Annotated in this window: 22 protein-coding genes; 9 read left to right on the top strand and 13 right to left on the bottom strand. The window is 48.9% G+C overall.

Translation table 11 applies throughout. The features are described from left to right. Positions 1–53: 53 nt before the first annotated feature. Entirely contained in the window at positions 54–1,346 is a 1,293-nt protein-coding gene (locus tag H6F88_RS07545) for a response regulator (protein WP_190642130.1), read from the bottom strand. 547 nt (positions 1,347–1,893) lie between these two features. Here H6F88_RS07545 and hmpF point away from each other — a divergent pair. Further along, positions 1,894–3,660 carry a pilus motility taxis protein HmpF gene (hmpF, locus tag H6F88_RS07540; RefSeq protein ID WP_190642129.1) on the top strand — a complete coding sequence of 589 codons (1,767 nt, stop codon included), beginning with the start codon at positions 1,894–1,896 and terminating at the stop codon, positions 3,658–3,660. A 9-nt stretch (positions 3,661–3,669) separates the two neighbouring features. Here the strand turns inward: hmpF and tilS are convergent, their stop codons facing one another. From tilS to H6F88_RS07525, 3 genes are all read right to left on the bottom strand, one after another. Continuing rightward, a complete protein-coding gene (gene tilS, locus H6F88_RS07535) occupies positions 3,670–4,701 on the bottom strand; it encodes a tRNA lysidine(34) synthetase TilS (RefSeq protein ID WP_190642128.1) in 1,032 nt (343 codons plus the stop codon). Positions 4,702–4,723: 22 nt separating this feature from the next. After that, positions 4,724–5,755 carry a c-type cytochrome biogenesis protein CcsB gene (gene ccsB / locus H6F88_RS07530; protein ID WP_190642127.1) on the bottom strand — a complete coding sequence of 344 codons (1,032 nt, stop codon included), beginning with the start codon at positions 5,753–5,755 and terminating at the stop codon, positions 4,724–4,726. Positions 5,756–5,843: 88 nt separating this feature from the next. Then, the gene (locus H6F88_RS07525; protein ID WP_347277674.1) at positions 5,844–6,734 is read right to left on the bottom strand and encodes a cation diffusion facilitator family transporter; all 891 of its coding nucleotides are present in this window, start codon (positions 6,732–6,734) and stop codon (positions 5,844–5,846) included. A 534-nt stretch (positions 6,735–7,268) separates the two neighbouring features. Here H6F88_RS07525 and H6F88_RS07520 point away from each other — a divergent pair. From H6F88_RS07520 to H6F88_RS07510, 3 genes are all read left to right on the top strand, one after another. Then, a complete protein-coding gene (locus H6F88_RS07520) occupies positions 7,269–8,324 on the top strand; it encodes a D-Ala-D-Ala carboxypeptidase family metallohydrolase (protein WP_190642126.1) in 1,056 nt (351 codons plus the stop codon). Positions 8,325–8,448: 124 nt separating this feature from the next. Then, positions 8,449–8,796 carry a hypothetical protein gene (locus H6F88_RS07515; RefSeq protein ID WP_190642125.1) on the top strand — a complete coding sequence of 116 codons (348 nt, stop codon included), beginning with the start codon at positions 8,449–8,451 and terminating at the stop codon, positions 8,794–8,796. A 98-nt stretch (positions 8,797–8,894) separates the two neighbouring features. Next, a complete protein-coding gene (locus H6F88_RS07510) occupies positions 8,895–9,281 on the top strand; it encodes a hypothetical protein (protein ID WP_190642124.1) in 387 nt (128 codons plus the stop codon). Between the two features lie 119 nt (positions 9,282–9,400). On the opposite strand, the gene H6F88_RS07505 is transcribed toward H6F88_RS07510, so the two are convergent. Continuing rightward, on the bottom strand, positions 9,401–9,622 hold the full coding sequence (locus H6F88_RS07505; protein ID WP_190642123.1) for a DUF4327 family protein: 222 nt from the start codon (positions 9,620–9,622) through the stop codon (positions 9,401–9,403). Between the two features lie 447 nt (positions 9,623–10,069). Further along, positions 10,070–11,161, bottom strand: coding sequence for a 4-hydroxythreonine-4-phosphate dehydrogenase PdxA (pdxA, locus tag H6F88_RS07500; RefSeq protein ID WP_190642122.1), 1,092 nt, complete (start codon positions 11,159–11,161; stop codon positions 10,070–10,072). 71 nt (positions 11,162–11,232) lie between these two features. Here pdxA and H6F88_RS07495 point away from each other — a divergent pair, with 71 nt between their 5' ends. Continuing rightward, complete coding sequence (locus H6F88_RS07495) at positions 11,233–11,337, top strand: PetM family cytochrome b6-f complex subunit 7 (RefSeq protein WP_190642121.1); 105 nt, start codon at positions 11,233–11,235, stop codon at positions 11,335–11,337. Between the two features lie 197 nt (positions 11,338–11,534). Here the strand turns inward: H6F88_RS07495 and H6F88_RS07490 are convergent, their stop codons facing one another. Continuing rightward, complete coding sequence (locus H6F88_RS07490; protein WP_190642120.1) at positions 11,535–11,954, bottom strand: metalloregulator ArsR/SmtB family transcription factor; 420 nt, start codon at positions 11,952–11,954, stop codon at positions 11,535–11,537. A gap of 244 nt (positions 11,955–12,198) precedes the next feature. Between H6F88_RS07490 and H6F88_RS07485 the strand changes: the two genes are divergently transcribed. Continuing rightward, positions 12,199–13,176 carry an SDR family oxidoreductase gene (locus H6F88_RS07485; protein ID WP_190642119.1) on the top strand — a complete coding sequence of 326 codons (978 nt, stop codon included), beginning with the start codon at positions 12,199–12,201 and terminating at the stop codon, positions 13,174–13,176. 381 nt (positions 13,177–13,557) lie between these two features. Then, positions 13,558–14,025 carry a hemerythrin domain-containing protein gene (locus H6F88_RS07480; protein WP_190642118.1) on the top strand — a complete coding sequence of 156 codons (468 nt, stop codon included), beginning with the start codon at positions 13,558–13,560 and terminating at the stop codon, positions 14,023–14,025. 219 nt (positions 14,026–14,244) lie between these two features. On the opposite strand, the gene H6F88_RS07475 is transcribed toward H6F88_RS07480, so the two are convergent. From H6F88_RS07475 to H6F88_RS07465, 3 genes are read right to left on the bottom strand one after another with little or no spacing between them, the layout of a single operon-like run. Continuing rightward, positions 14,245–14,598, bottom strand: a complete 354-nt coding sequence (locus H6F88_RS07475; protein WP_190642117.1) for a zinc ribbon domain-containing protein — start codon at positions 14,596–14,598, stop codon at positions 14,245–14,247. A 51-nt stretch (positions 14,599–14,649) separates the two neighbouring features. After that, positions 14,650–16,434, bottom strand: coding sequence for an ABC transporter substrate-binding protein (locus H6F88_RS07470; protein ID WP_190642116.1), 1,785 nt, complete (start codon positions 16,432–16,434; stop codon positions 14,650–14,652). Between the two features lie 13 nt (positions 16,435–16,447). Beyond that, positions 16,448–18,235, bottom strand: coding sequence for an ABC transporter substrate-binding protein (locus H6F88_RS07465; RefSeq protein ID WP_190642115.1), 1,788 nt, complete (start codon positions 18,233–18,235; stop codon positions 16,448–16,450). Between the two features lie 197 nt (positions 18,236–18,432). Between H6F88_RS07465 and H6F88_RS07460 the strand changes: the two genes are divergently transcribed. Together H6F88_RS07460 and H6F88_RS33885 are read left to right on the top strand one after the other, a co-directional pair. Next, entirely contained in the window at positions 18,433–19,314 is an 882-nt protein-coding gene (locus tag H6F88_RS07460) for a hypothetical protein (protein ID WP_190642114.1), read from the top strand. Between the two features lie 99 nt (positions 19,315–19,413). Continuing rightward, the gene (locus H6F88_RS33885) at positions 19,414–19,536 is read left to right on the top strand and encodes a hypothetical protein (RefSeq protein ID WP_277882148.1); all 123 of its coding nucleotides are present in this window, start codon (positions 19,414–19,416) and stop codon (positions 19,534–19,536) included. A 12-nt stretch (positions 19,537–19,548) separates the two neighbouring features. Here H6F88_RS33885 and H6F88_RS07455 read toward each other — a convergent pair whose 3' ends face one another. From H6F88_RS07455 to H6F88_RS07445, 3 genes are all read right to left on the bottom strand, one after another. Further along, positions 19,549–19,716 carry a hypothetical protein gene (locus tag H6F88_RS07455; protein ID WP_190642113.1) on the bottom strand — a complete coding sequence of 56 codons (168 nt, stop codon included), beginning with the start codon at positions 19,714–19,716 and terminating at the stop codon, positions 19,549–19,551. Next, positions 19,691–21,064: an HlyD family type I secretion periplasmic adaptor subunit gene (locus H6F88_RS07450; RefSeq protein WP_190642112.1), complete on the bottom strand. Its 1,374-nt coding sequence runs from the start codon at positions 21,062–21,064 to the stop codon at positions 19,691–19,693. The genes H6F88_RS07455 and H6F88_RS07450 overlap by 26 nt, the downstream gene beginning before the upstream one ends. A 383-nt stretch (positions 21,065–21,447) precedes the next feature. After that, a complete protein-coding gene (locus H6F88_RS07445) occupies positions 21,448–22,101 on the bottom strand; it encodes a DUF4439 domain-containing protein (protein WP_190642111.1) in 654 nt (217 codons plus the stop codon). Between the last annotated feature and the right edge of the window lie 49 nt (positions 22,102–22,150).

Below are 22,150 nucleotides of genomic sequence, written 5' to 3'. Positions count from 1 at the left end.
AGTCTAATCAAATTAAGTAAAGTACTCCTTATCATAATTAACTGGATTTAACCTTAAGGTTTTGATGAAGTAGAAGCGGAAGGAATATCAATTTCTAGCTCATCTTCCAAGGCTTCTGCGAGAAGGCGATCAGGGCGGGGGCGATCGGGATACCCCAACCCAACATATTTTTCTACCAGCATCAATAATTCATTTTCGCCAAACGGCTTCGTCAAATAGTCCGTTGCTCCTACCATGCGGGCTTTTACCCGGTCAATAAAGCCTTCTTTGCCCGTCAGCATCACGATGGGGGTTTGCCGGAATGCAGTAGACTTACGCAGCATGGCGCAAATTTCGTAGCCATCTAGTTCTGGCATGGCGATGTCACACAAAATCAGGTCGGGCTTTAGCTGAAAAACTAGACTCAGCGCCCTAACTGGATTGCTAATCGCAGTGGCTTCATAACCTTGCTCGTTCAAGATAAATTCCACTGCTTTGCGGATTGTTGCTCCGTCATCGATGCAAACAATGCGAGGCACCTTGTCTTGCTGCTGCAGGTCAAAGTTACGTCTGCCAAACAGAGATTCTTCTGAAGTGAGGTGCAAGAGCTGCACTAGCCCTTGCTGTACATAGGGATAGATAGCTTTGGCAACGGTGAGAATGTCCCGATTGAGGTAGCGCGCCATTTGCCGGATGGAGGTCTTCCCGTCTACCCATCTGCCTAGCATTTTGAAAGCATTCTCATTCAAAGCTTCACGCAACTGCGTAGGGTCTGAAATTACAGGGCACTGATCCGGCGACTGGATGTGAGGATGAAACTGCTTCCATTCCTGCACCTGTTTAATAATCTTGACCAGCAGCGGACCAATCTCCAGGGTGGTGAGTTGAGGAGAGAGGGCGGGTCCAATTTCAAAAATGAAAGAGCCTTGGTGAAAGCTGAGCAGATCAAACAAGGTCTCATGCACCATGCTCTGGATGATGCTGCGTCCCTGAGCGGGTGTGAGAATGTGGTTTTCTAGCAGTGCCCAGAGGTGTCCATATTCAGGTGCGTTGACGGTAGCAATTGAGGAAACGCTGATGTTATCAAGGACGTTATCTGTTTTTTTGTAGCGCCGCAGATGGTCGCGCAGCCGAGTTAGATTACCGCCGCTGTCGCCAGCGTAGATGATTTGACCATTGATGAAGAAAACAAACCAGGAGCGATCGCTCATTCGTTTAGAGGCACGTCGCAAGGCAGAGCTACCGACCGCATCGCCCACAATGCTTCCCATTCCATACGCTTCCACAAACAGCTCACCCGTTCTCTGACCCAACTCAACGAGCTGTAAAATGCTGCGGATATCGATTTCGCTCAACTTGCCCTGCATGTAGCCAAAATGCTCTCCTGAAAACAGCCTAAACCTGGGTCAAGCTTGCCTACCTGATCGCTCTAACTTTCACAACTTCCAAGTAACTGACTGTGGCAATCACTGCAATCCTAAAGCAACTGACTCGGCAAGGGTGCAATATGTGTCATATAACTATAACTTCCTCTTAGAAGTTTCAGTTCCCTTTTAATGAGATCAATCAGAAAAGAAGCAGTGTTGTTGGCAATCCGCCCTAAAGTGACGATACCATTGATGGATTCCAGGGGTGCTATTTGGTTCAGTTTGGCAATGTTGCTGTAACAAATCTGGTGGAGTTTAGGTGTCACTGTGGTGTCGAAAGCGAAATTGAATCAGTGAAATTGCTATAGAAATTGCTATAGCAGGTTGTTTTGCTAGCGTTGTCTCCTTAAACTGGATTCAATTAATTTAGATTTAAACCAATCGAATTTGAGCCAACTAGATTTAAGCCAACTAGACTGGATAGCTGAGTTCGCAAATAAGCTAATAGAAACAGAATCAAGCTAAGACACGGAAGGGGATTATCGGCGTGCTGTATCTGGCAGAAGTACAGAGAAAGGCTAGAGTGATTGGAGGTGGCAAGGCTGAGTTTAAGCTGTTAGCCTGTCAGCGGTCTGAGCAATGTTGGACTGCCGTATCGGGAGATGAAATCATTCCAGCACCGGATGACGCTGGATACAACGCGGGCGCACTGGTCATGGTGGATTTGACCAATGGCAAGCAGGTGCAGCGGCATAGTGAAGCAGGTCGCCAGCTCGTTAGCATTCTGCAAAACTTCTCGCGTTTACAAGAGAAGTTTAAAACCCAGGAAGAAGAAATTGAGCAGTGGAAGCAGTCTCTTACTTACCAGAGCCAGGAGCTAAATCTCCGAGAGATGGAGATGGAAACCCGCCGCGAACAGCTCGAACAGATGGAGCAAGAGTTTGAGAAGCTAGAGCAGCAGCAGCAAGAAATTGAAGCAACCCGTGAAGAAGTGAATCGACTGCGGGAAGAGTTTGACCGCAAGAACCAGGAGCTAGAGGGAGCGTGGGCGCAGCTGCACGGAGAGATGCATAAGCTGGAGGAGCGTCAGGCAGAGCTACAGCAGACGGTCGGACTGGATGAAGAACAGGCTCTACACATCCAAGAATTGTTGAGTCGATTGTCCGGAGCGGTTGCACCAACGGAGTCTGTGCGGGAACAGCTTAACTTTTCTTTTGAGGCAATTTCTCAGTATCAGCAAACGCTCGACCATCACTGGCAAAATCTGGAGCAACAGCGCAATTCGGCTCAGCAGCTTCAGTTGGAAGTAGACCAGCAGACTCCAGATATTCAAAATCGCTGGCAGGCTTGGCATGAAGCGCAGGATGCTTTGGAGCGATCGCGCTCTGAGCTATTGGTGCAGCAAAATGCACTGACGCTGAAGCAGGCACAGGCACAAGCGCTGATGGTGCGATCGCAAAACCAGGACGATCTGCATCGGCAGATTTGCCGAATTGCAGAAGGATCAGACAAGGTCTTGGTTGGAACTAGGGTTGACGTTGATACCCTGGAGCAAATGTCAATCGACGAACTGCAAAAGGTTGTACAAGATTTGCAGCGAGATTTAGAAAAGGTTTTTCGGTTTGTTAACGGGCAGGAAGAGGAACTGACGCTGCAACAAGAGGCGATCGATGCCCTCAAAGAGCGGATGCAGCAGGCTAGCGAGTACGACCGAATGGCGCTAGAAACGGAACTAGCCGAGGAACAAGATCGCTACAAGATGTTGAATGAAACACTGGTCGGTCAGCGGCGTAACTATCGAGATCGAGAGCAGGTGCTTCAGCAACATCAAACAGTTTTAGACCGTCGCCAAGGTAAAACGGTAGAAAATCCGCCTTCTGTTGAAGGCAATCTGAATTTAGAGCCGATTATCACACAGCTTGAGGAGCTACGGCAGCAGCAAGCAGAGGATCTAAAAGAACTTCAGGAACAGATTCAGCAGATTCAGACGGCAATTGAGCAAGCTCAGAGCACTGTCGATCATCAGGCGGGTGAACAAGAGCTAAAGCGCAATGAAATTAAGCAACTAGAGCAGCAGTGGCAAACCCAAAAAGCCCAGGCAGCAGAACTGTGGGGCAGGGTCAACTTATATCAGGAGACACTGCAACCGACCCAGGACAACCTCAATAGCGTGAAGGAAAAGCTGGAGGCGATCGCTAATCTCACCGCTCAGTTCCAGGAAGCTAGCGACTATCAGCTTCAGGCGATCGCAGAAATGCAGCAAACCATTGAGCAATTGACGAGCAATCCGACTCCAGAGTTTGCGACTTCATAAGCAGCCATTTTATGGATTGTTTGATGGATTGTTAGTGTGCAGGCAGATCCAGTCTCCCCGGACAATCGCGATTGCTCCTCCCGGGAAAGGGTCCGTTTGAGTGCGGTTTGGCGCAGAGATAAGTGCAGTGAGCTTTTCGATCTGGTCAAAGTTAGGGGCTTCGGGTAGAACCTGTTGCAGCCATTGCCGCATGACTCGTCGCTGAAGGGCTGGGTGAGCCGACTTTAACACCAATCGGTTGAGTCGATGCTCTGAGCAATCTTCCTTTGAAGGGGACTGGTTTGATGCGGAAGGCTCTAGTGCGGTTGCTTGCTGTCGCAGGGCAGTAGTAGCTGTTTCTAAATAATTGATGTCGCCTCGCAGTAGCTCCGCCGTTTGCGATAGCGCTTGCTCAATTCGGGGGTTGAAGTGAGTTTTGAGGTAAGGCAACAGTTCCCGGCGAATGCGGTTGCGGGCGTAGTGTAGATCCTGATTAGTTGCATCTTGCCAAACCTGAAGCTGAGCCGTTTCACAAAACTGGGCTGTTTCAGCCCGGGTCATTTCGAGCAGCGGTCGGACAAGATGCAACCCAGGACTTAGCTCTCGCTGCCAGGTCAGGGCTTGCAGCCCATCTATACCGCTGCCCCGCATCAGGTTGTAGAGCAATGTTTCAGCGCGATCGCTAGCCGTATGCCCTGTTGCAATGGCACTATAACCGTGTTTTCTTGCAATCTCAGCAAGCTCCCCATAGCGCCATTCTCGTGCTGCGGCTTCGCTTTTAGGTGGAGCGATCGCCACCGCCCCAAAATAGGGAACTTGCCACTGTTGAGCTAATTGCTCAACGTAATCTGCATTCGCTGAGGAATCCGATCGCCAGCGGTGGTCGCAGTGAGCGATCGCCAAGGTCCAATTCCATTTAGGCTGTAAATCGAGCAGCAACCGCACCAGACATAGTGAGTCCTGTCCACCAGAAACCGCTACTAGCAGATGTTGACCCTTCTGCAACAAACCTCTAGCCCGGATGATTTGATGCACTGACGCATGAATTGCTGTCCAGGTCATGCGTCATAACCCACGAGCAACCCTAGAAAAACCAACCATAGCTATGTAAGCCCTTCCCTAAGATATTGACTCCCAGGTAACAGACCCAGACGACGACAAAGCCTGATGCCGCGAGGATTGCGGGACGACGGCCCTGCCAACCCCGAGTGATCCGGGCATGCAGATAAGCTGCAAAAACGAGCCAGGTAATTAGCGCCCAAGTTTCCTTCGGGTCCCAACTCCAATAAGACCCCCAGGCTTCGTTTGCCCAAACGGCTCCAGCAATAATGCCAATCGTGAGCAGCGGAAATCCTAATCCAATGGTGCGATAGCTAATGTTGTCTAGCGTATCTGCCAAACTCAAGCGTTGAGGAGACAAAGGTTCAGTAGCAACAGGAGCAGAGGTTGCTACAGCATCTAATACAGCCGTGCCGCCTACAGCCTGACTCTCGATGGCTGAGGTCGTTTCAGCAACTACGACTGCCATCTGGTTAGCTTCACTGGGTTTGCGGAGTTGACGGCGCGAATCGCGATAGGCTCCCGTGCCGACAGAACTGCCGCGCAGTTCAATGTTTTGACCGCGAGTGACGACCAAGAAAGCGATCGCCAGCAGTGCCCCAACCAGTAGCGCGGCATAGCTCAGCAACATGACGCTGACGTGCATCATTAGCCAGTTTGACTTGAGAGCAGGCACCAATGGCTCAGCGTTCTGCATTTGAGAGGGCAGAGTCAGCGTTGCAAAAGCCGTAATGCTCATCGCCACAGGTGCCGTAACGGTACCAACGAGGCGACTGCGGCTCGAGTTCTCCACCACCAGATGCACAGCAGTAATGCCCCATGCCAGAAAAAATAGTGACTCGTACAGATTGCTGAGGGGAAAATAACCTGCTTCGATCCAACGGGAGGCTAGAAGGGTCGCGATGCAAAGATTGGCAATCGCCATTCCCCCCGTTCCTAAAATTGCCAGGTAGGGAATTCGGGGAAACGCCGTACCGCCCCAATAAAGCAGCATGGTGACAAACAGAACGGCAAATGAGGCGTTATCAAGCCATCCCTGAAGCGAAACCAAATCCATGCGTTTCTTCTCCCCCTTAAACTTCTCTCTCTATCCTATCGGTCTTCCTCTGCCTATAGGCGTATGGATTGATCCAAACCTCCATTCTTCACTCTTTGCTGTAGCTAATCTGGCTGGACTGATAGTTAGGTGGCTCGACATGAATGCTAATACGAACAGGGCCATATCTCTCTTCTAAATGGGTTTCTACGGCTTCTGTAATTTGGTGGGCTGCGGCTACGTCTTCAGCATCTACGATCAAATGCATTTCCATAAACACTTGCCGTCCTAATAGACCTCTAGAAGCAATATCGTGACAGTTGATCACACCGGGTACCTGCATCACGACCTGGTAGATTGCTTCTGGGGCGATCGCCATTTCATCCACTAGCCAGGGTAAGTTTGCTCGTAGCACCATCCACCCACTGCGAAACACCAGCAGCGCCACTGGAAATGCTAAGAAAATATCCAGCCATTGGTAGCCTAACCAAACACCCAACAAGCTCACTAGAACAGTGATGGTGATCCAGATGTCGCTCATGGTGTGGTGAGCATCTGCGATCAGAATATTGCTACCCAACCGTTGCCCTACCCGCCGCTCGTAAAAGGCAACAAAAATATTCACTCCTAATACAAACAACACGAGCCATAGAGCGATCGCCGACAGTTCTACGGCTTGCCCACCTGCAAAGATCCGCTCGACCGCTCCCTGCAAAATTTCAAAACAGGCAATTCCTAGAAATGCAGCAATTCCTAGCGCGCCGACGGCTTCAAATTTTTGATGTCCGTAGGGATGATCCCGGTCGGGTTGAGGTGAAGAAAATCTACTGGCGATTAGTCCTAAAACATTGCTAGCACTATCGGTGACGCTATGCAGCGCATCTGCAATCAAACTGAGTGAACCTGTCCACCAACCTACTCCTGCTTTAATCAACATGACCAGCAGGTTAAGCAGCAATGTGATCAGCAATACTCGACGCACCTGAGCGCGGTAGTCCACGGCTTTGTCTCACTTCAATAATGCTTTTCACCAAAATCACACGGAAATCACGGCATCTCAAGAAAAACAGATTGTGTACAAAAAACTATCTTTCCAATTTCTTAAATTCTGTGTAAGGGCAACTGAACATTACAACAATCCTCTTTGAAGCTACATCTAGAAACGGTATGAGATTGATGAGCGCGAATTCTGGCGGTTTAAGCAGGTTAAACGGTTGCTCAAACGGTTAAAAGCAACTGTATGATTGAAGACTATCAGCCTCCCCAACTCAATTCATGACAGTATTTGACGAAAGGCGAATTTCATCTGGCGAAATAGTCATTACGCGGCCAGACTTCAAATTTAGGCATCTTGAGATAAACGATAGACAAGGAGCTTAAGCTGAATGTCATTAAATTAGGATTTGAGCTACGTGGCTATTTAGTCTCAAGGCTATTGAATTCAAGGCAGTCGCAGCTTAGATTCCGCTTTTGAAAAGAACCTAAGTGATGCCAAAAATATCACCCCAATAACCGTTTTAGTGAGGATCATCCTATGGTGCGTCAGGTCTTAAGAGTGACCCAAAACACCGTCTTTAAGCGTCGTCCCGTTTCGGCTTCAGAGCTAGAAACAGAGGAAAGTTACAGCGTATCGGCGGGTGCTACGTTAGAAATTCAATCCTATGCTTACGCCGATGCAAACGGAGAATTTGATGGTCACATCAAGTTTGCGATCGCCAATCAAGCTTATTACATTCGCGGTATGAACACCTGGTATGTTTACAATCGCCATGCTCAGGTTGAGTTTGATGGCAAGGTGGTCTATCCGCAAGAAGAGCAGGCAGCCAGCTTTATTTTGAAAGTGACAGAAAATACACTCTTTAAGCGTCGTCCCCTTCAATCAGGGCAGTTGAGTGCTGAAGAAGTGCAGGCGATCGCCAAAGGTGCGTCTTTTGAGCTTCAGTCCTATGCCTATGCCAATGCTCAGGGAGACTTTAACAATCACATTAAATTTGCGTTAGAAAACCAAGAAGACTACATTCGAGGGTTGAGTTCCTGGTTTGTCTACGAACAGCACGCCCATGTCGAGTTTGACAACGATGTGGTCTATCCCATTCCTCAAGTTCCCAGTTCTACCCCATCGCCTACACCAAGCCCTGGAGCAGGAGCGCCCCGACCATTTCAAGGGAGAAGCTTTAAACTCCCTGGCAACCAGAGTACTTTCTACACCGATCAACCCATTATTCCGGGGGGTAGCTTTACTTGGGGGGAAGCAACTAAAAGCGGCACTCGTATTCCTAAAACGACTCAAGAAGTCAGTAACATTTTGGCTCTAGCAAGGCAGCTTCAGCGGGCCAGAAACCAGATTGGTAGACCGTTTAGAATTACATCCTGGTATCGCCCCGAGCCCTATAACACTCGGGTGGGTGGGGTGAGAAACAGTCAGCACTTAAGCGGCAGAGCGGCAGATATTTCTGTTGCTGGATATTCTGGGCGGCAGGTTGCAAATGCGGTGATGTCCTGGTGGCCAGGCGGTGTGGGAGTCTACCCTGGCAACCGCAGACATATTGTTCACCTTGATGTGGGCGGACGACGCAAATGGGGCTTTTGAGCAAGTGTTGAGCGCAGTGCAGGATGCTGCAAGATTGATAGTGTTCCCTGCGCTAACACACCCTACAGTTCTGCCTGCAATTATCTTTTGACCTATTAATAACTAACTTATTGAGGAGTGCTGTATGTCTTCCCAACTCAGGCTGAATCTTGTTGAGGGATCTGTTTCGTTTAACTTTTCACCAGAGGCAGCAAAAGCGCTTCAGGCGGCGATCGCCACTCTAATGGATAGCCTTAGAGCCACTGCCTCTCATGCCACTTCGGGCGGGGGGAAGCCTAATCCCCAAAAGCCAATGGAATACCAATATACCGGAGATGTCTTTTTAGAAATCTTTTGCAATCCGAATATATGGTCTAGCCCATTTGCAGCAAAAGTTTTGATCACGTTGCGGGATGAACGAATTCGTCTCAGCACAGAAGCCGAGTTGACGCGTCTGATCGAAGATATCAACCAATATCTAGAACAGCAGTGAACCAGCGCAGCAAGGATCGAAAGCCCCCAGCAATTGCGATCGCCTCACTGGAAAGCGTAGAATCGGGGCAACAGAACGCCTAGCCTCTAAAAACCTTAATGAACTCAGACACTCTTCTCCAAATTGTCCAAAAAGGATTTCGCGTTACCCTGGGCGCGACTGCATCATTAATTGAAACCTTGCAAGATCCGCAACGTCGTGACGAAAACCTTTACAGGCTAAGAGCTGAACTAGGTCAACTCACTGAAGAATGGGCCGTAAAAGGTGAGATGACGGAGCAAGAAGCACGAAACTTTGTGGACACAATTTTGTCTCAACACGCTGCTCAAACAAACTCCAGCGATACCCCTAACACTCCTAGCAGTTCTAGTACGGCAACGGCCGCTCCACCCGATGTGCAGCTTGATTTAGAAGAGCTGACTGCACAAATTGCTGCGATTCGGGCAGAGCTTGAGAGACTACGAGAGCAAGATTCACCATCTTAGTCTCGAAAAGTCCCTGACGCTCATTCTGGACTCACTTTGACACTTGCTGTATTGGCGATCGCCTAGTATCGCCAAGCGCGTGTCAGGGTGACTGATTGTTTTGTAGCTTTGTTTTGTGACTAATCGTTATCCCAATCTTCCCGCCCCAGCAGATCACCAATGCGATCGCGGAGCAGAAAGCTGCTTTTTTCTAACTCACATTCAACCCAATTCCATTCCCGGGCGGGAATGTACTGGCAAAGAACATAAATGGGCTGATGACGGCTGATCACTCCTTGTTGAACGAGTTGACGAGCTTCATCCCGAATGAAGTCCATGGAGTATTGAATGGATTGGAGCATTGATTCACCCTCTGCTTTAACCAACGTATTAACTGTGACGACCGAGAGCCTTGACCGAAAAATGAATAAAAGTGGAAGATTGCCGTATTAAGGCAAAATTAATAGACAAAATTGAACAGCTCAGCTAGCAAGCCCTTGACTTTGTAGCCCTCTATACTGAATCTTTTTTATCTTCAAGCTAAACCCTATCTGATTATATTAATAAAAATTACGAAAGTCATCAAGTCCTGACATTTTCCCCTTCTCCTGTAATCTAACGAAAAGCCCCTAATAGTTTATAGAGCTGGATTAGAGGGTTTAGCTGATTTAATTGCGTGATTGCTATTTCTTCCCTAAGTCGTATGTCCGACTGACTCAGCCTATGCCCCAGAAAACTCGTTAACTCTAGATCCTCAAAGCTTGCTTTTGCTAGAACTGATACTATTCTTTAAACTTAACCGCTCGACTTTAATACAAAGTGGTGCGTTGCTGTACTAACTCTGCTGCCAGTTGCAAAGCTGCTTTCATGCTGGTCGCATCTGCAACACCTCGTCCAGCAATATCAAAGGCCGTGCCATGATCAGGAGAAGTGCGGACAAACGGTAGCCCAATGGTGGTGTTGACGGCTCGGTCAAACGCCATTAACTTGACCGGTATTAGCCCCTGATCGTGGTAAAGCGCCAGGTATGCATCATGCGCTGACGATTGAGTAGTCCCGAACCAGGCTTGACCAGGACGCGTCCAGAGGGTGTCAGGTGGAACGGGTCCTTCCATCTGGATATGAGGATAGCGATCGCCCATTTCTTTGATCCAGGGAATTAACCAGTTCTGCTCTTCGTGCCCCAATTGCCCCTGTTCGCCACTGTGAGGGTTGAGCCCAGCGATCGCGATTCGCGGTTCAACAATGCCAAAGTCTTGCCGCAGACACAGCAGCAGCAGGTCTAACTTTGCGGTCATCAGTTGAGGCGAGAGGGCATCGGGCACCTGTCGCAGTGGAATGTGGGTCGTTGCTAGCAGCGTTCGCAGCAGCCAACCCGTATGGGGCGATCGCGCCACAAACAGCATTCCAAATCGCTCAACTCCTGCCCGTTCGGCTAACAGTTCGGTTTGCCCTGGGTAATGGTGTCCAGCTGCCTTCCAGGCAGATTTGGCGATCGGGGCAGTAACAATGCCCTGAAAGTCTCCTGCTAGTGTGCGGGCGATCGCCGTTTCCAAGAAGCTAAACCCGGCCGCACCACTCGCTGCATTACCCGTTCCCAATACAATTTGCGGCTCGATCGCCTCAGCTAGTGGCACGTCCAAGATGGTTAAGTTTTGCGGATCTGCTAAATCGTTACCTGATTGCCCCTGAGAAATCAGGGACTTTTGTAAAGTTTCGTAAGCATTTTGTAATAGTTTGCGACTGCCGACCACAGTCACATCACAGCCTGTTGTTGCTGGATCGGCAAGCGCTCTTAATACAACTTCAGCCCCAATGCCTGCCGGATCGCCCAGGGCGATCGCCAATCGAGGACGCGGAGCCGCTGTACTGGAAACTGGAATTGTAGGTGTGAGAAACATGGCTACAAACTGCTTTAGAATACTTCAGATAGGTTTGAAAATCCGATTCATCTGCACACAGGAGAACTTGAGTGAACGGCGAAATCTTTAATGCTGCAATATTGGCTTCTACCCTAATTCTGGTAGGACTAGGAATGGGGTTCCTGCTGCTGAGAATTCAAGGCGGCGAAGAATAAGGAGATCTTGTAGAAAAGAACTTTATCCTCTGGTAGGGGCAGGTTTTGCTATCTTTGCCCTTGGCTGACGGCATTATTGCTAAACCTGCCCCCACAGACGTTTTGTTCACCAAAATTCTCTAAAACAGCATCTGATCTCATAGGCAACTTAACTTCAGATCTAAGAAGATCTAAGGTACTTATTTCTAAAATTGAAGCTATTCTTCTGGCTCATCCAGATGTTCAGCCACTTCGTGGTAGAGATTCAGAACGTGGCTATCTTTCAGGTAATAAAAAACATTTCGCCCTTGCTTGCGATAGCTGACCAGCCGCAACGCCCGCAACGCCCGCAGTTGATGGGAAACGGCTGACTCGCTCATCTTGACGATCGCCGCTAGATCGCATACGCATAGCTCTTGAATTGCCAGAGCAGACAAAATCCGAAGACGGTTTGCGTCTCCCAGCAAGCTAAAAAACTCCGCCATCCGCTGAGACTTTTCAACACTGAGAATATCTCGATGCAGATTGCGAACATTGCTCAAATCAACTGGATGCTGAACCGTGCAGTTGAGATCGCGGTCTGCCTGAGATAACTTTGCCTTCGGTGTTTTAGCCGTAGAAGAATCCGAGATAGCCATAGGGAGTACAAAAGGAAGAACAAGGGCAACTGTCGGAAGACAGTCCCTACTCTATACCTACCCTATCAGCTTTATAAGGAGGGCGATCGCCCTGAGAGTTGAATCATCGCTGTCTACTGAGACAAAGAGCTATGCTTCTAATCTGGTGATTGCCAATTCATCACCCCAGGCAAATGAATGCGGAATAAATGAGTAGTTTCTGATAATCTTATAAAAAGTTAATGATCTTCTTATTGAATCTCTCATGACCTTATTGATCGTAGGTGCGACTGGCACCTTGGGAAGACAAGTGACCCGTCGCGCCCTCGATGAGGGATACGAAGTGCGCTGTCTCGTTCGAGGTTTTAAGAAAGCGGCCTTCCTGAAGGAATGGGGCGCTGAACTGGTGAAGGGAGACTTGCGTGATCCTGAAAGTATTACTGCTGCACTCAAGGGTGTAACAGCTGTCATCGATGCTGCAACTACCCGTCCGACTGATTCACTTAGCATCAGTCAGGTTGACTGGGAAGGCAAAGTATCCCTGATTCAGGCAGCAAAAGCAGCTAACGTCGAACGATTCATCTTTTTCTCAATTCTGGATGCAGAAAAATATCCCGATGTGCCGTTGATGCAGATCAAGTCCTGTACTGAAGCCTTCCTGGCTGAATCAGGATTGAACTACACCATTCTGCGCCCCTGCGGATTTTTACAGGGCTTAATCGGTCAATATGCCATCCCCATCTTGGAACGCCAGTCTGTTTGGGTGATGGGCGACACCTCCCCGATCGCCTACATGGATACCCAAGACATCGCCAAGTTTGCGGTGCAATCGCTCAAAGTTCCCGAAACCGCAAACCAATCTTTTCCGGTTGTAGGTTCACGTGCGTGGGGAGCTTACGAAATCATTCGCCTCTGTGAACGGCTATCTGGGCAAGAAGCAAAAGTGTCTCGAATGCCCATCGGCTTGCTGCGGGCTGTCCGCCGAATTGCTCGATTTTTCCAATGGGGTTGGAACTTGTCCGATCGCCTCGCCTTCACCGAAGTTATCGCCACTGGTAAGCCACTACAGGCTTCAATGGATCGCACTTACGAAGTATTTGGAATTGAGCCCAAAGAGATCACTACTCTAGAAGCTTATATGCAGGAATATTTCAACCGCATTATGAAGAAGCTGCGGGAGTTAGACTACGAAAAAGAAAAAGCTAAAGCAAAAAAGAAAACTCCATTCAAAAAGCAAAGTTGAGGGCAAACCGCTAAGGGAAAAGCATTCAGCTATAGGTATGTATAGGGGCATGGCATTTGGCAGATAAACTCTGGAATAGTCCAAGAGTTTTCGCCTAAATGCCACGCTTTTTTAATGAATACTTTCTACTATCCAAGTATTCAAGCACTTCCTTAATCTGTCTTTCACTAAGTTATTTTGCTTAATTTCCAAATTCAGTCAGATCAATCTTTTCTACCTCCAAAGTCTGAATTGTTTCTCTAAAATCTAGTAGATTCTTGACTCAGTCAGAAGAGTGATGAGTCTAAAAATTTCCCGTGCCATGATCTGAGGAAGTCGGGCTCAAAACCTGATTAAAAAAAATGAAACAGTTTTCATAACTTTTTGGGATAGGAGAACATCATGGCTAAGGCAAAAGACATTTTGACATTAATTGAAGCTGATCACCGTAAGGTTGAAGAGCTATTTGAAGAACTGGAAAAAAGCAAAAGCTCCAAGAAAACCTACGAATGTTTGACTCAAATCTACAAGGAATTGAATCTGCACGCTAAAGCTGAAGAGCTGGTTTTTTATCCAGCTATGCGGGAATATGATGAAACTGCTGAATTCATTGAAGAGGCAGAAGAAGAACATGAAGAAGCAGAAGTTCTTCTAGAAGAAATTAAGACAATGAGCCCCAGTGATGACCAGTTCAAGACGAAGATTGAGCAGCTTAAAAAAGCAGTTCAGCATCACGTCGAAGAAGAGGAAAGTGAAATCTTTGAAGCCGTCCGAGAATGCATGGAGGATGACGAACTGAAGTCTTTAGGCAAAGAGTTTCAAGACGCAAAAGCGAAGTTGGAAGGAGAGGTTGTTGCTGCAATCAAGTAGCAGTAACCCCTGCAATACCAACCTTCTTTAAGGCTGCACATAGAAATGGTATAAGCAGAAAATATCCCCGTAGGGGCTTAGCATTCAGTAGACGGACTATGAAATAGCCCGAAAACTCTTGCCCGAATGCTAAGCTCCTTTACTATTTTTGGATAACAGATGTTCTTAAAAGACAGATTGGACCTTCCAAATCCTCCCTGGGAATCGACTCAGAAAGTATCAAGACAGAGCAATCAAGATACTAATTAATAGAATCGTTCCTACAACGAACCAAACTGCGTTGCGACTAAACCAGCTTCTTGCTAGAGAAGTCCATTTTGGCTTGTAGGGTGTGACCTGCCGAATCTGCTGGGACTGGTCAACGTAGAGTGTGCAGTCCTTAGCATAGGGACGCTGGGGAAAGTTGCAGGTGTCATCGGCATGATAAAGACAGGTTGGACAGAGATAGTCTCCCCCGTCTGCACGATGTAGGGGGATACCGGGATGCCCGAAGGCTTTGAGCGGCAAGCGGCAGTGGGGGCAGGCGATCGCCTGCACTTCAACGGGCTGATGACAACGAGGACACTCAGACATCAACAAACTCTGGATAGTCAATGGACGCGGGCTACCCCAATCCTAGCCCAGCTAATTCTCAGCAACTCGGAGGTCAGGCAGATTCCATAAAGGTCCGCCTAGAGAAGAATACTCTATGCCCTGGACTGTATTGCGAACAGCAGCCATGTCCAAGGCGTTAACCAAATAGATAAATGGCAGGTGTTCCTGCATTAATTGCTGAGCCTGAGCGTAGATTTCCCTGCGTCCAGCTTCATCCAAAACCTGTGACCCTTTGACATAAAGGTTAGCGATTTCGCGTTCCCAATCGGCAAACTGTTGCCCTTCAACGGGAGGCTGCCCTGCGGTAGGTGCCTGGTTGAAGGTATGCAAGCTGCCGTCTAAAGCCCAAACTGCTGACCAGCCGTGAGGTTCAGTGCTTGCAGTGATACCTCCCAAGTAAGCGTCCCACTCAAAGGTATTGCCTAGTCGGTTAATCAGAGTGTTGAAATCAATTGGCTGAAAATCGACCTGCATCCCAATTTGAGCCAGGTCTTGCTTGATTTGAGCACCGATGGTTGCAATTCGTCTGCCGCCAGAATTGGTTAGAAGGGTGAATTGAACTCGATTGCCCTCTGCATCCAGCAATTGACCTGCACTGTTGTACTGAAATCCTGCACTGGTCAGTAACTCTTTTGCTTGCTCTAGATTGTAGTCGTAGGTTTTTAAGCCTTCCTGTGGAGAAAGATAGTAGACGCTCTGCACTGGAATTGGGGAATTTTGAGCTTCACCTAATCCCAAAAAGATGTTGTTGATCATCGTGGGGCGATCGATCGCATGAGCGACTGCCTGACGAAATTCCAAGGTGTTGAACCAGCGCGATTTGATTGGGTCAACGATTGGTTGTCCATTACGGCTGGCTTGATTCAAGTTGAAGCAGAAATAGAGCGCACTGGTGTCTGGACCGCCTTGATAAATACTGAAGTTTCCTCTGTTTTCTTCTTTCTTCAGCAGTTGAAAGGTGGAGGCTGAGATTTCAATTAGATCGGAGCCACCGGAGCGAAATTCGAGCAGGGCTGTGTCGGTGTTCTCAATAATCTGCCAGACAAACCGTTCAACATAAGGCTTAGGATTGCCTTGCTCATCCTGCTGCCAGTAGTAGGGGTTACGGCGCATGACGACCCGCTCTGCGGGGGAATAGCTGACCATGACATAGGGTCCGTTGCCGACGATTTCTCCAGGGTCGGTACCAGTGCCCCAAGTGGAGAGAAATAACGGTTCCCCGGCTGAATTTTTTGTTTCAACGGCTTCACGCAGTTTGTGGGCTGGCAAGATAGGTGCGCCGCCACCGTAGAGCAGGAGGGGAGCAAAGGGTTCGGGGGAGACAAATTCGATTTGGCGATCGCCCACCTTTCTCACAGTCGGTAACGCCCCGCTTTCGCCAATTCGCAGTACGTCTCGCGTGGGAGCCGGGATTTCTTCGTTCAGGTAAACGTCGTTGAAGGTAAAAACTACATCATCTACTGTCAGCGGTTCCCCATCTGACCACTTCAGCCCTTCGCGCAGGGTAAACGTAATTCTCAGGTTATCGTCTGAGACTTCCCATGATTCTGCTTGAGCCGGAATAATTTCCCCAGTCATGCCATCACTGGTAATCAAGCCCTCATAGATGTAGCCAAATACATTAGGAGCTGCTTGGTTGAGCGCATAGTTAAAGGTAGAGGGATCAGTGCCAACGGAGGCAACCATTTGAGGAACCTGAGTGGCTTCAGCTTTGAAGCGATCGAGGCTGCATGAGTTGAGGGCGATCGCTACCACTGACAGCAGCACCAGGCTTGCTTGACGTAGAGAAATTTTTGAGAATACAGAAAAAAACATTGAGCTAGAAAACTTAATTTTCAGTGACTTGAAGTTCGTAGAGATTCCAGATCGGACCGCCTAATGCAGAATACTTTACGCCTTCAATGCGATCGCGCACAGCCATCAAAGACAGCGGATTGACTAAATAGATAAACGGCAAATATTCCTGTGCCAAGCGCTGGGTTTGTCCATAAATGACTTTGCGTTTTTCGTCATCCAGTTCTTGACCACCCTGAACATAAAGCCGACTAATCTCTAATTCCCAATCTGTGACTTCACGCCCTTCGATAGGAGTTTGCCCTTGTGCGGGTGCCTGGTTGAAGACGTGTAGTCTGCCATCGACTGACCAGGTATTTCTGCCGCCATCTGGCTCAATCCCGGCTCCACCAATGCCTAATATTAGTGCCTCCCAATCAAGGCTGTTATCGAGCTTATCCACCAGGGTGTTGAACGAAATCGGCTGAAAGTCAACCTGGATGCCAATTTGGGGCAAATCTCGCTTAAGTTGCGATCCCAGCGCTTCGCGCACTTTGTTTCCAGCATTGGTAATCAGGTTAAAGCGCACTCGATTACCGTCTGCATCCAACAGTTGCCCTGCGCTGTTGTACTTAAATCCAGCACTTTCGAGTAACTCTTTTGCTTTAGCTGGATCGTATTCGTAGGTGGGTAAACCCTGCTCTGGCGGCAAGTAGTAGGGATTCTGGATGTAAATGGGGGAGTTTTGAGGAACACCCAACCCCTGGTAAATGTTGTTGATCATGGTGGGGCGATCGATTGCATAGGCGATCGCCCTCCGAAACTCCAGTGAGTTAAACCAGCGTGACTTAACCGGATCAATCAAAGGTGTTCCATTTCGGCTGCCCTTGTTCAGGTTGAATGTCAAAAAGGTGGTACTGAGCGCTGGGCCACCCTCATAAATAGTGAAATTACCCCTTCTTTCTTCTCGTTTGGTCAGCGCAAAGTATTCCGGCGGAATGGCTTCAACGTCTAATCCCCCCGAACGAAACTGCATTAGAGAAGTGTCCGTTGATTCGACGATTTCAAGCACAACGCGCTCAATGTAGGGCTGCGGGTTGCCTTGGGCATCTTTACGCCAGTAATAAGGATTTCGCTCTAGCACAATCCGTTGAGTTGGCGCATAGTTCGCAATGTAGTAAGGACCACTGCCCACAATTTCAGCTGGAGGGGTATCTGTTCCCAAAGCTGAAAGAAAGAAAGGATTGCCCTCTGAATCCGTCTGTTCTATGGAGTTCTGCAAGGCGTGTTGAGGCAAGATTTCGCCCAACCCCGCAAACCGTAGCAGGGGCGCAAAGGGTTCAGGAGAGCGAAACTCAACCCGACGCTCATCTAGTTTCCTAACGCTTGGAAAAGCTCCTGTCTCGCCAATCCGAAAGATGTCTTGAACACTGCTGGGGACCTTTTCGTTGAAGACAATGCTGTTGTAGGTAAAGACGACATCATCTACCGTCAAAGGCTCGCCGTCAGACCATTTCAAATCTTCCTGCAAGGTGAAAATAATGCTTTGCTGGTCGTCTGAAATGTCCCACTTTTCTGCGATTCCCGGTTCTAGCTCACCTGTTAGCCCGTTTTGGGAGAGTAGCCCTTCGTAGATGTAAGCCAGAACGTCGCTGGACTCGGTGTTAATAATTGGGTTAAAGGTTTTGGGGTCGCTGAGGCTGCTGACTACAATTCGTGGAACCTGGGCTGCTTCGGTTTTGAACGAGTTGAGACTGCATGAACTGAGGGCGATCGCCACCACCGATAGCAGCACCACCAGCATCTTTCGCCAGGAAATTCTTGACCACACAGCAGAAATCATCCAACAGATTGAACGGAACTTCTTTGCATCATAAACGTTGAGGCTTGAAGTGAGTGTTGCCTATTCTGCGGCGGTCTATTCTTCTAAAGGTAGATCAGCAAAAACGGTTGCAATGAAACAATGAGGCAGATGTTACTACCCATAGTTGCAACGAATCACAGTTACGAAGAATAGCCTCTCACTTCATCACTGCTCCCATGAATTTTAACTTTTCCGACACTTTCTGGATTTTGCTACTGATCGCCTCTGTTCAACCTGCGTGGCAGCGGCAAACCGTCGAGCTGCGACGTATGCAGGCACTGAAAGAATTTGAACGGCAACGAGGTGGTCGCGTTATTTTGCTGATTCACCGACAGGAATCTATTAACCTGTTGGGAATTCCGCTTTCGCGCTTTATCAGCATTGAAGATTCAGAACAAATTTTGCGGGCAATTCGCCTGACTCCGCCCGGAACTCCGATCGATCTAATTCTGCATACGCCCGGAGGTTTGGTGCTGGCAACTGAGCAGATTGCTAGAGCGCTGATTCGTCACCCTTCTAAAGTGACGGTGTTTGTGCCGCACTATGCTATGAGTGGCGGCACGATGCTGGCACTGGCGGCTGACGAAATTGTGATGGATGAAAATGCGGTGCTGGGGCCGGTTGATCCCCAGTTAGGTAACTTTCCAGCCGCCAGCATTTTGCGGGTCAGGCAAGACAAGCCGATCGGTGAGGTGGATGACCAGACGCTGATTATGGCGGATATTGCTCAAAAGGCGATCGCTCAGGTACAGCGTTTTGTCCGCACCTTGCTAGAAGATGAAGTGCCTAAAAGGAAAATTTCGCCTGAAAAAATAGATTCGATCATTGAAGCAATTACCACGGGGCGTGTCACTCACGACTATCCGATCACGGTCGAAGAAGCCAAAGAAATGGGTTTGCCGATCAATACCGATATGCCCACCTCAATTTATCAACTGATGGATCTGTATCCTCAGCCACGCGGCGGTCGCCCCAGTGTGCAATACATTCCCATGCCCTATGAGCCTCGTCCCCGCCTGCCAGAACCCGGAGGCACTTCACCTCAGCCGCAGCGCTAGGAGTTTAACCTGCCTACCTGTAGGGGCGATTCGCGAATCGCCCCTACATAAAATTTCTCGTTAAGCTGTTGGTTAAATCTAGTTTATGGAGATATTAATATGAGCAATTCAAATCAGAACGAAGACAAAAACATCATTAAAGTGGACGCTGTTACGTTAACAGCGATTGTGGTGGGGCTGTTGCTATTGCCCTTGCTGTTGACTGGGTTTATTTCCCAGTAAGCTTTAGGAAAACTAAAATACGCCAATCGATCGCGTCGGAAATAGCCGAAGCAGCGTCAGGAAAATTATTCTCAAACCGACAGGCACTTGCAGATTGCTTAATCGGTTAGGTCTTGCGCTGCTTAAGGATGTCGGTGATCGCATCAAGACCCCATCAACGAGTTGAAAAGGCTTCGTCAAAGCGACGAGTCACAGGCTCAATCAGGAATGTCAGGACTGATTTTTGGCGAGTCACGATTTCTGCGGTGGCAGCCATGCCGGGAACCAACTCAACGGGCTTACCCTGCACAGCCACAGAAGTGCGGTTTAACTTGACTCGTGTTGTAAAAACCAAACCCAAGTCTTCGTCGAGTGTGGCGTTGGGGCTAACCTGCATGACTTCGCCCTCAATCGTGCCAAACTCCTGAAATGGGAAGGTTGCGACTTTGATCTTTGCCCGCATTCCTTCCTCAATAAAACCGATGTCCCGGTTCAGCACCTTGACCTCTAGCATCAGGTCTTCGCCTGCGGGCAAGATGGACAGTATTTCTTCACCCGGTTCAATGGTGCGTTCTGCCAGTGTCGTTTCGATGTTGTAAATTCTGCCAGAAATAGGCGCACGAATAGTTTGTCCATCGGTTTTGATGGTCGCTTCATTCAACTGCCCTTCAATGTTTGACAACTCTTCCTGGCGTTGGGTAAGTTGAGTCAAAATTTCACTGCGCCGCTGTGATTCCAGGCTTTCAGCAGTCTGCTGTGCCGCTTGATAAGCCTGCTGTGCCTGTTGGATGGCTTGCTCTTGACCCGCGATTTCTTGCCCTAGTGAGGCAACTCGGTCCTGGGCTTCGGTCAGCCGATCTTTAGCTTCCAGATAGTCAAATCGGGGAATGGCTCCCTCCACCAAACCACGCAGACTGGCTTCTCGTTCACGAGCATTTTCCAGCGTTTCTCTAGCGTTAATCAAATTTTCTTGCAGTCGAGCCAGTTGGGTTCGGGCTTCATTCACTGCCGCTGCTTGACGATTTGCATCGGCGATCGCCGCTCCCCGACGCGTATCAAAGTCTCCTAGCCGAGCCGCCAATAGCTGATCCTGCACGGCATTGCCAGTCGATGTTTCACCTGTCCGCTCAGCTTCCAATCGAGCCAGATCTTGACGAACTAGCTCTGCGGCTGATTGCAGGCGATCGACTTCTGCTTGAGACAGGGTGGGGTCTTGCTCAACCAGGATGTCTCCCTGTTTGACTTCATCGCCTTCCTGCACTTTGATCTCACGGATTACGCCACCTTCGAGCGATCGCACCGGACGTACCTGAGTAGAGGGGATCAGTTCTCCTTGAGCAACCGCTACCTCATCTACTCTGCTGTAATGCGCCCAGGCGATCGCCCCTACGACTAAAATGCTGATACTTCCGGCTAGCAGCCGCGTGTAGAGAGGCGGCAATTGGCGAACGGCTTTACCCAACTCGTAAGACAGGTAATCTTCGGGGTTGACAAACTGCTGTCGGGTTTGGCGAGTTTGAGCGGCGGAAGTCGGCTGAGAAGAATCCATATCTAAGCAATCTCGTTCAAACAGATTTTCTGACGTTTAGATCCTAGTGGCTATCCCGGAGATAGACTTATTTCTTCATCTAAGGTTTCCCAATTTTTCAGTAAATCTCATGACCTTACCTTCAGGCTTCCTGCATGAATCATTTTTTGAAGCGTGAATGGTGGCGTGGCGAAGTCGCATCGCCATTCACGCTTTTTTGTATAAAGCTGAGTATTTTGAGTGCTCCGTGTACGCAGGGCGCGCTCAAAATACCCGGACTTGAAAAGAATTAGCGTTAAAAAAAGAGACATACATTGCTGTATGCCTCCTGATCTTGGAGAGAAAAATTGAAGCGTTGTTCCTGTAGAAATCCAGTTACGCGGGAGGTTAGGTGCAACTTAACGTTAGACCTTTAGAATCCAGGCTTCACGAGTGTTTGCACTGACAAACGGAGCAGGAACGTAGGGGATGTCAACGCCCAAGGAAACAAAGGCAGCACGAATTGCAGTGGCATGTGCTGTTTCGATAGAGCCAATGCTGGCACCTGCCGTCACCAATTCAGGAGCACCGAGTTTAGCGACTTCGTTGGCATAGGCGATCGCCGCATCTACTTCCAGCGCTAGCGCCAACTTGGCAATATTCACATCCGAGTCCAAAGCACCTTCTCCGGCTTCCAGGTAAGAAGACAGGTCATAGCTTTCCTCAGCCATCACGGGAGTTCCACCCAGGCTGGTAATCACTGATGTTAGAGTATCTCGGTGAACCATGTGGTCAGCCTGGTTTTTCAGCGCCAGTGCCAAAACTGCCTGACCGACTTCAGTGTCACTTAAAGCACCTGCGGCAAAGCCATAGGCCCAAATTGCCTGGTGCTCATAATAGAGTGCGCCGTTCAAAACTTCCCTATCGCGGCGGCGTCCAGCTTGAGCAGGGCGGGCCGTAATAGCCGATAGCCCCAATGCGCCTGATACTCCGGCGAGCGCTCCCCCAAATAGCACACCCCGTCGAGAAATACTGCGGTGGGAAGTAGGTCCAATCAGCAAAAAATTCTCTTTCGTCATAATAGATCCAGTTCTCCTCTAGACTCAGCAGGTAAGCAAATAATTGATT

Origin of the sequence: Oculatella sp. FACHB-28, assembly GCF_014696015.1 — a bacterium.
Taxonomy (GTDB): Bacteria; Cyanobacteriota; Cyanobacteriia; order Elainellales; family Elainellaceae; genus JAAUTN01.
Note: the sequence above shows the minus strand (reverse complement) of the source record. Positions and strands in the feature narration are given on the sequence as shown.

Excerpts from the sequence above, each read along its gene's own strand:
- H6F88_RS07545 (WP_190642130.1), bottom strand. The coding sequence starts at position 1,346 with ATGCAGGGCAAGTTGAGCGAAATCGATATCCGCAGCATTTTACAGCTC.
- tilS (WP_190642128.1), bottom strand. The coding sequence starts at position 4,701 with ATGACCTGGACAGCAATTCATGCGTCAGTGCATCAAATCATCCGGGCT.
- ccsB (WP_190642127.1), bottom strand. The coding sequence starts at position 5,755 with ATGGATTTGGTTTCGCTTCAGGGATGGCTTGATAACGCCTCATTTGCC.
- H6F88_RS07520 (WP_190642126.1), top strand. The coding sequence starts at position 7,269 with ATGGTGCGTCAGGTCTTAAGAGTGACCCAAAACACCGTCTTTAAGCGT.
- H6F88_RS07515 (WP_190642125.1), top strand. The coding sequence starts at position 8,449 with ATGTCTTCCCAACTCAGGCTGAATCTTGTTGAGGGATCTGTTTCGTTT.
- H6F88_RS07510 (WP_190642124.1), top strand. The coding sequence starts at position 8,895 with ATGAACTCAGACACTCTTCTCCAAATTGTCCAAAAAGGATTTCGCGTT.
- H6F88_RS07505 (WP_190642123.1), bottom strand. The coding sequence starts at position 9,622 with ATGCTCCAATCCATTCAATACTCCATGGACTTCATTCGGGATGAAGCT.
- pdxA (WP_190642122.1), bottom strand. The coding sequence starts at position 11,161 with ATGTTTCTCACACCTACAATTCCAGTTTCCAGTACAGCGGCTCCGCGT.
- H6F88_RS07490 (WP_190642120.1), bottom strand. The coding sequence starts at position 11,954 with ATGGCTATCTCGGATTCTTCTACGGCTAAAACACCGAAGGCAAAGTTA.
- H6F88_RS07485 (WP_190642119.1), top strand. The coding sequence starts at position 12,199 with ATGACCTTATTGATCGTAGGTGCGACTGGCACCTTGGGAAGACAAGTG.
- H6F88_RS07480 (WP_190642118.1), top strand. The coding sequence starts at position 13,558 with ATGGCTAAGGCAAAAGACATTTTGACATTAATTGAAGCTGATCACCGT.
- H6F88_RS07475 (WP_190642117.1), bottom strand. The coding sequence starts at position 14,598 with ATGTCTGAGTGTCCTCGTTGTCATCAGCCCGTTGAAGTGCAGGCGATC.
- H6F88_RS07470 (WP_190642116.1), bottom strand. The coding sequence starts at position 16,434 with ATGTTTTTTTCTGTATTCTCAAAAATTTCTCTACGTCAAGCAAGCCTG.
- H6F88_RS07465 (WP_190642115.1), bottom strand. The coding sequence starts at position 18,235 with ATGATTTCTGCTGTGTGGTCAAGAATTTCCTGGCGAAAGATGCTGGTG.
- H6F88_RS07460 (WP_190642114.1), top strand. The coding sequence starts at position 18,433 with ATGAATTTTAACTTTTCCGACACTTTCTGGATTTTGCTACTGATCGCC.
- H6F88_RS33885 (WP_277882148.1), top strand. The coding sequence starts at position 19,414 with ATGAGCAATTCAAATCAGAACGAAGACAAAAACATCATTAAAGTGGAC.
- H6F88_RS07450 (WP_190642112.1), bottom strand. The coding sequence starts at position 21,064 with ATGGATTCTTCTCAGCCGACTTCCGCCGCTCAAACTCGCCAAACCCGA.
- H6F88_RS07445 (WP_190642111.1), bottom strand. The coding sequence starts at position 22,101 with ATGACGAAAGAGAATTTTTTGCTGATTGGACCTACTTCCCACCGCAGT.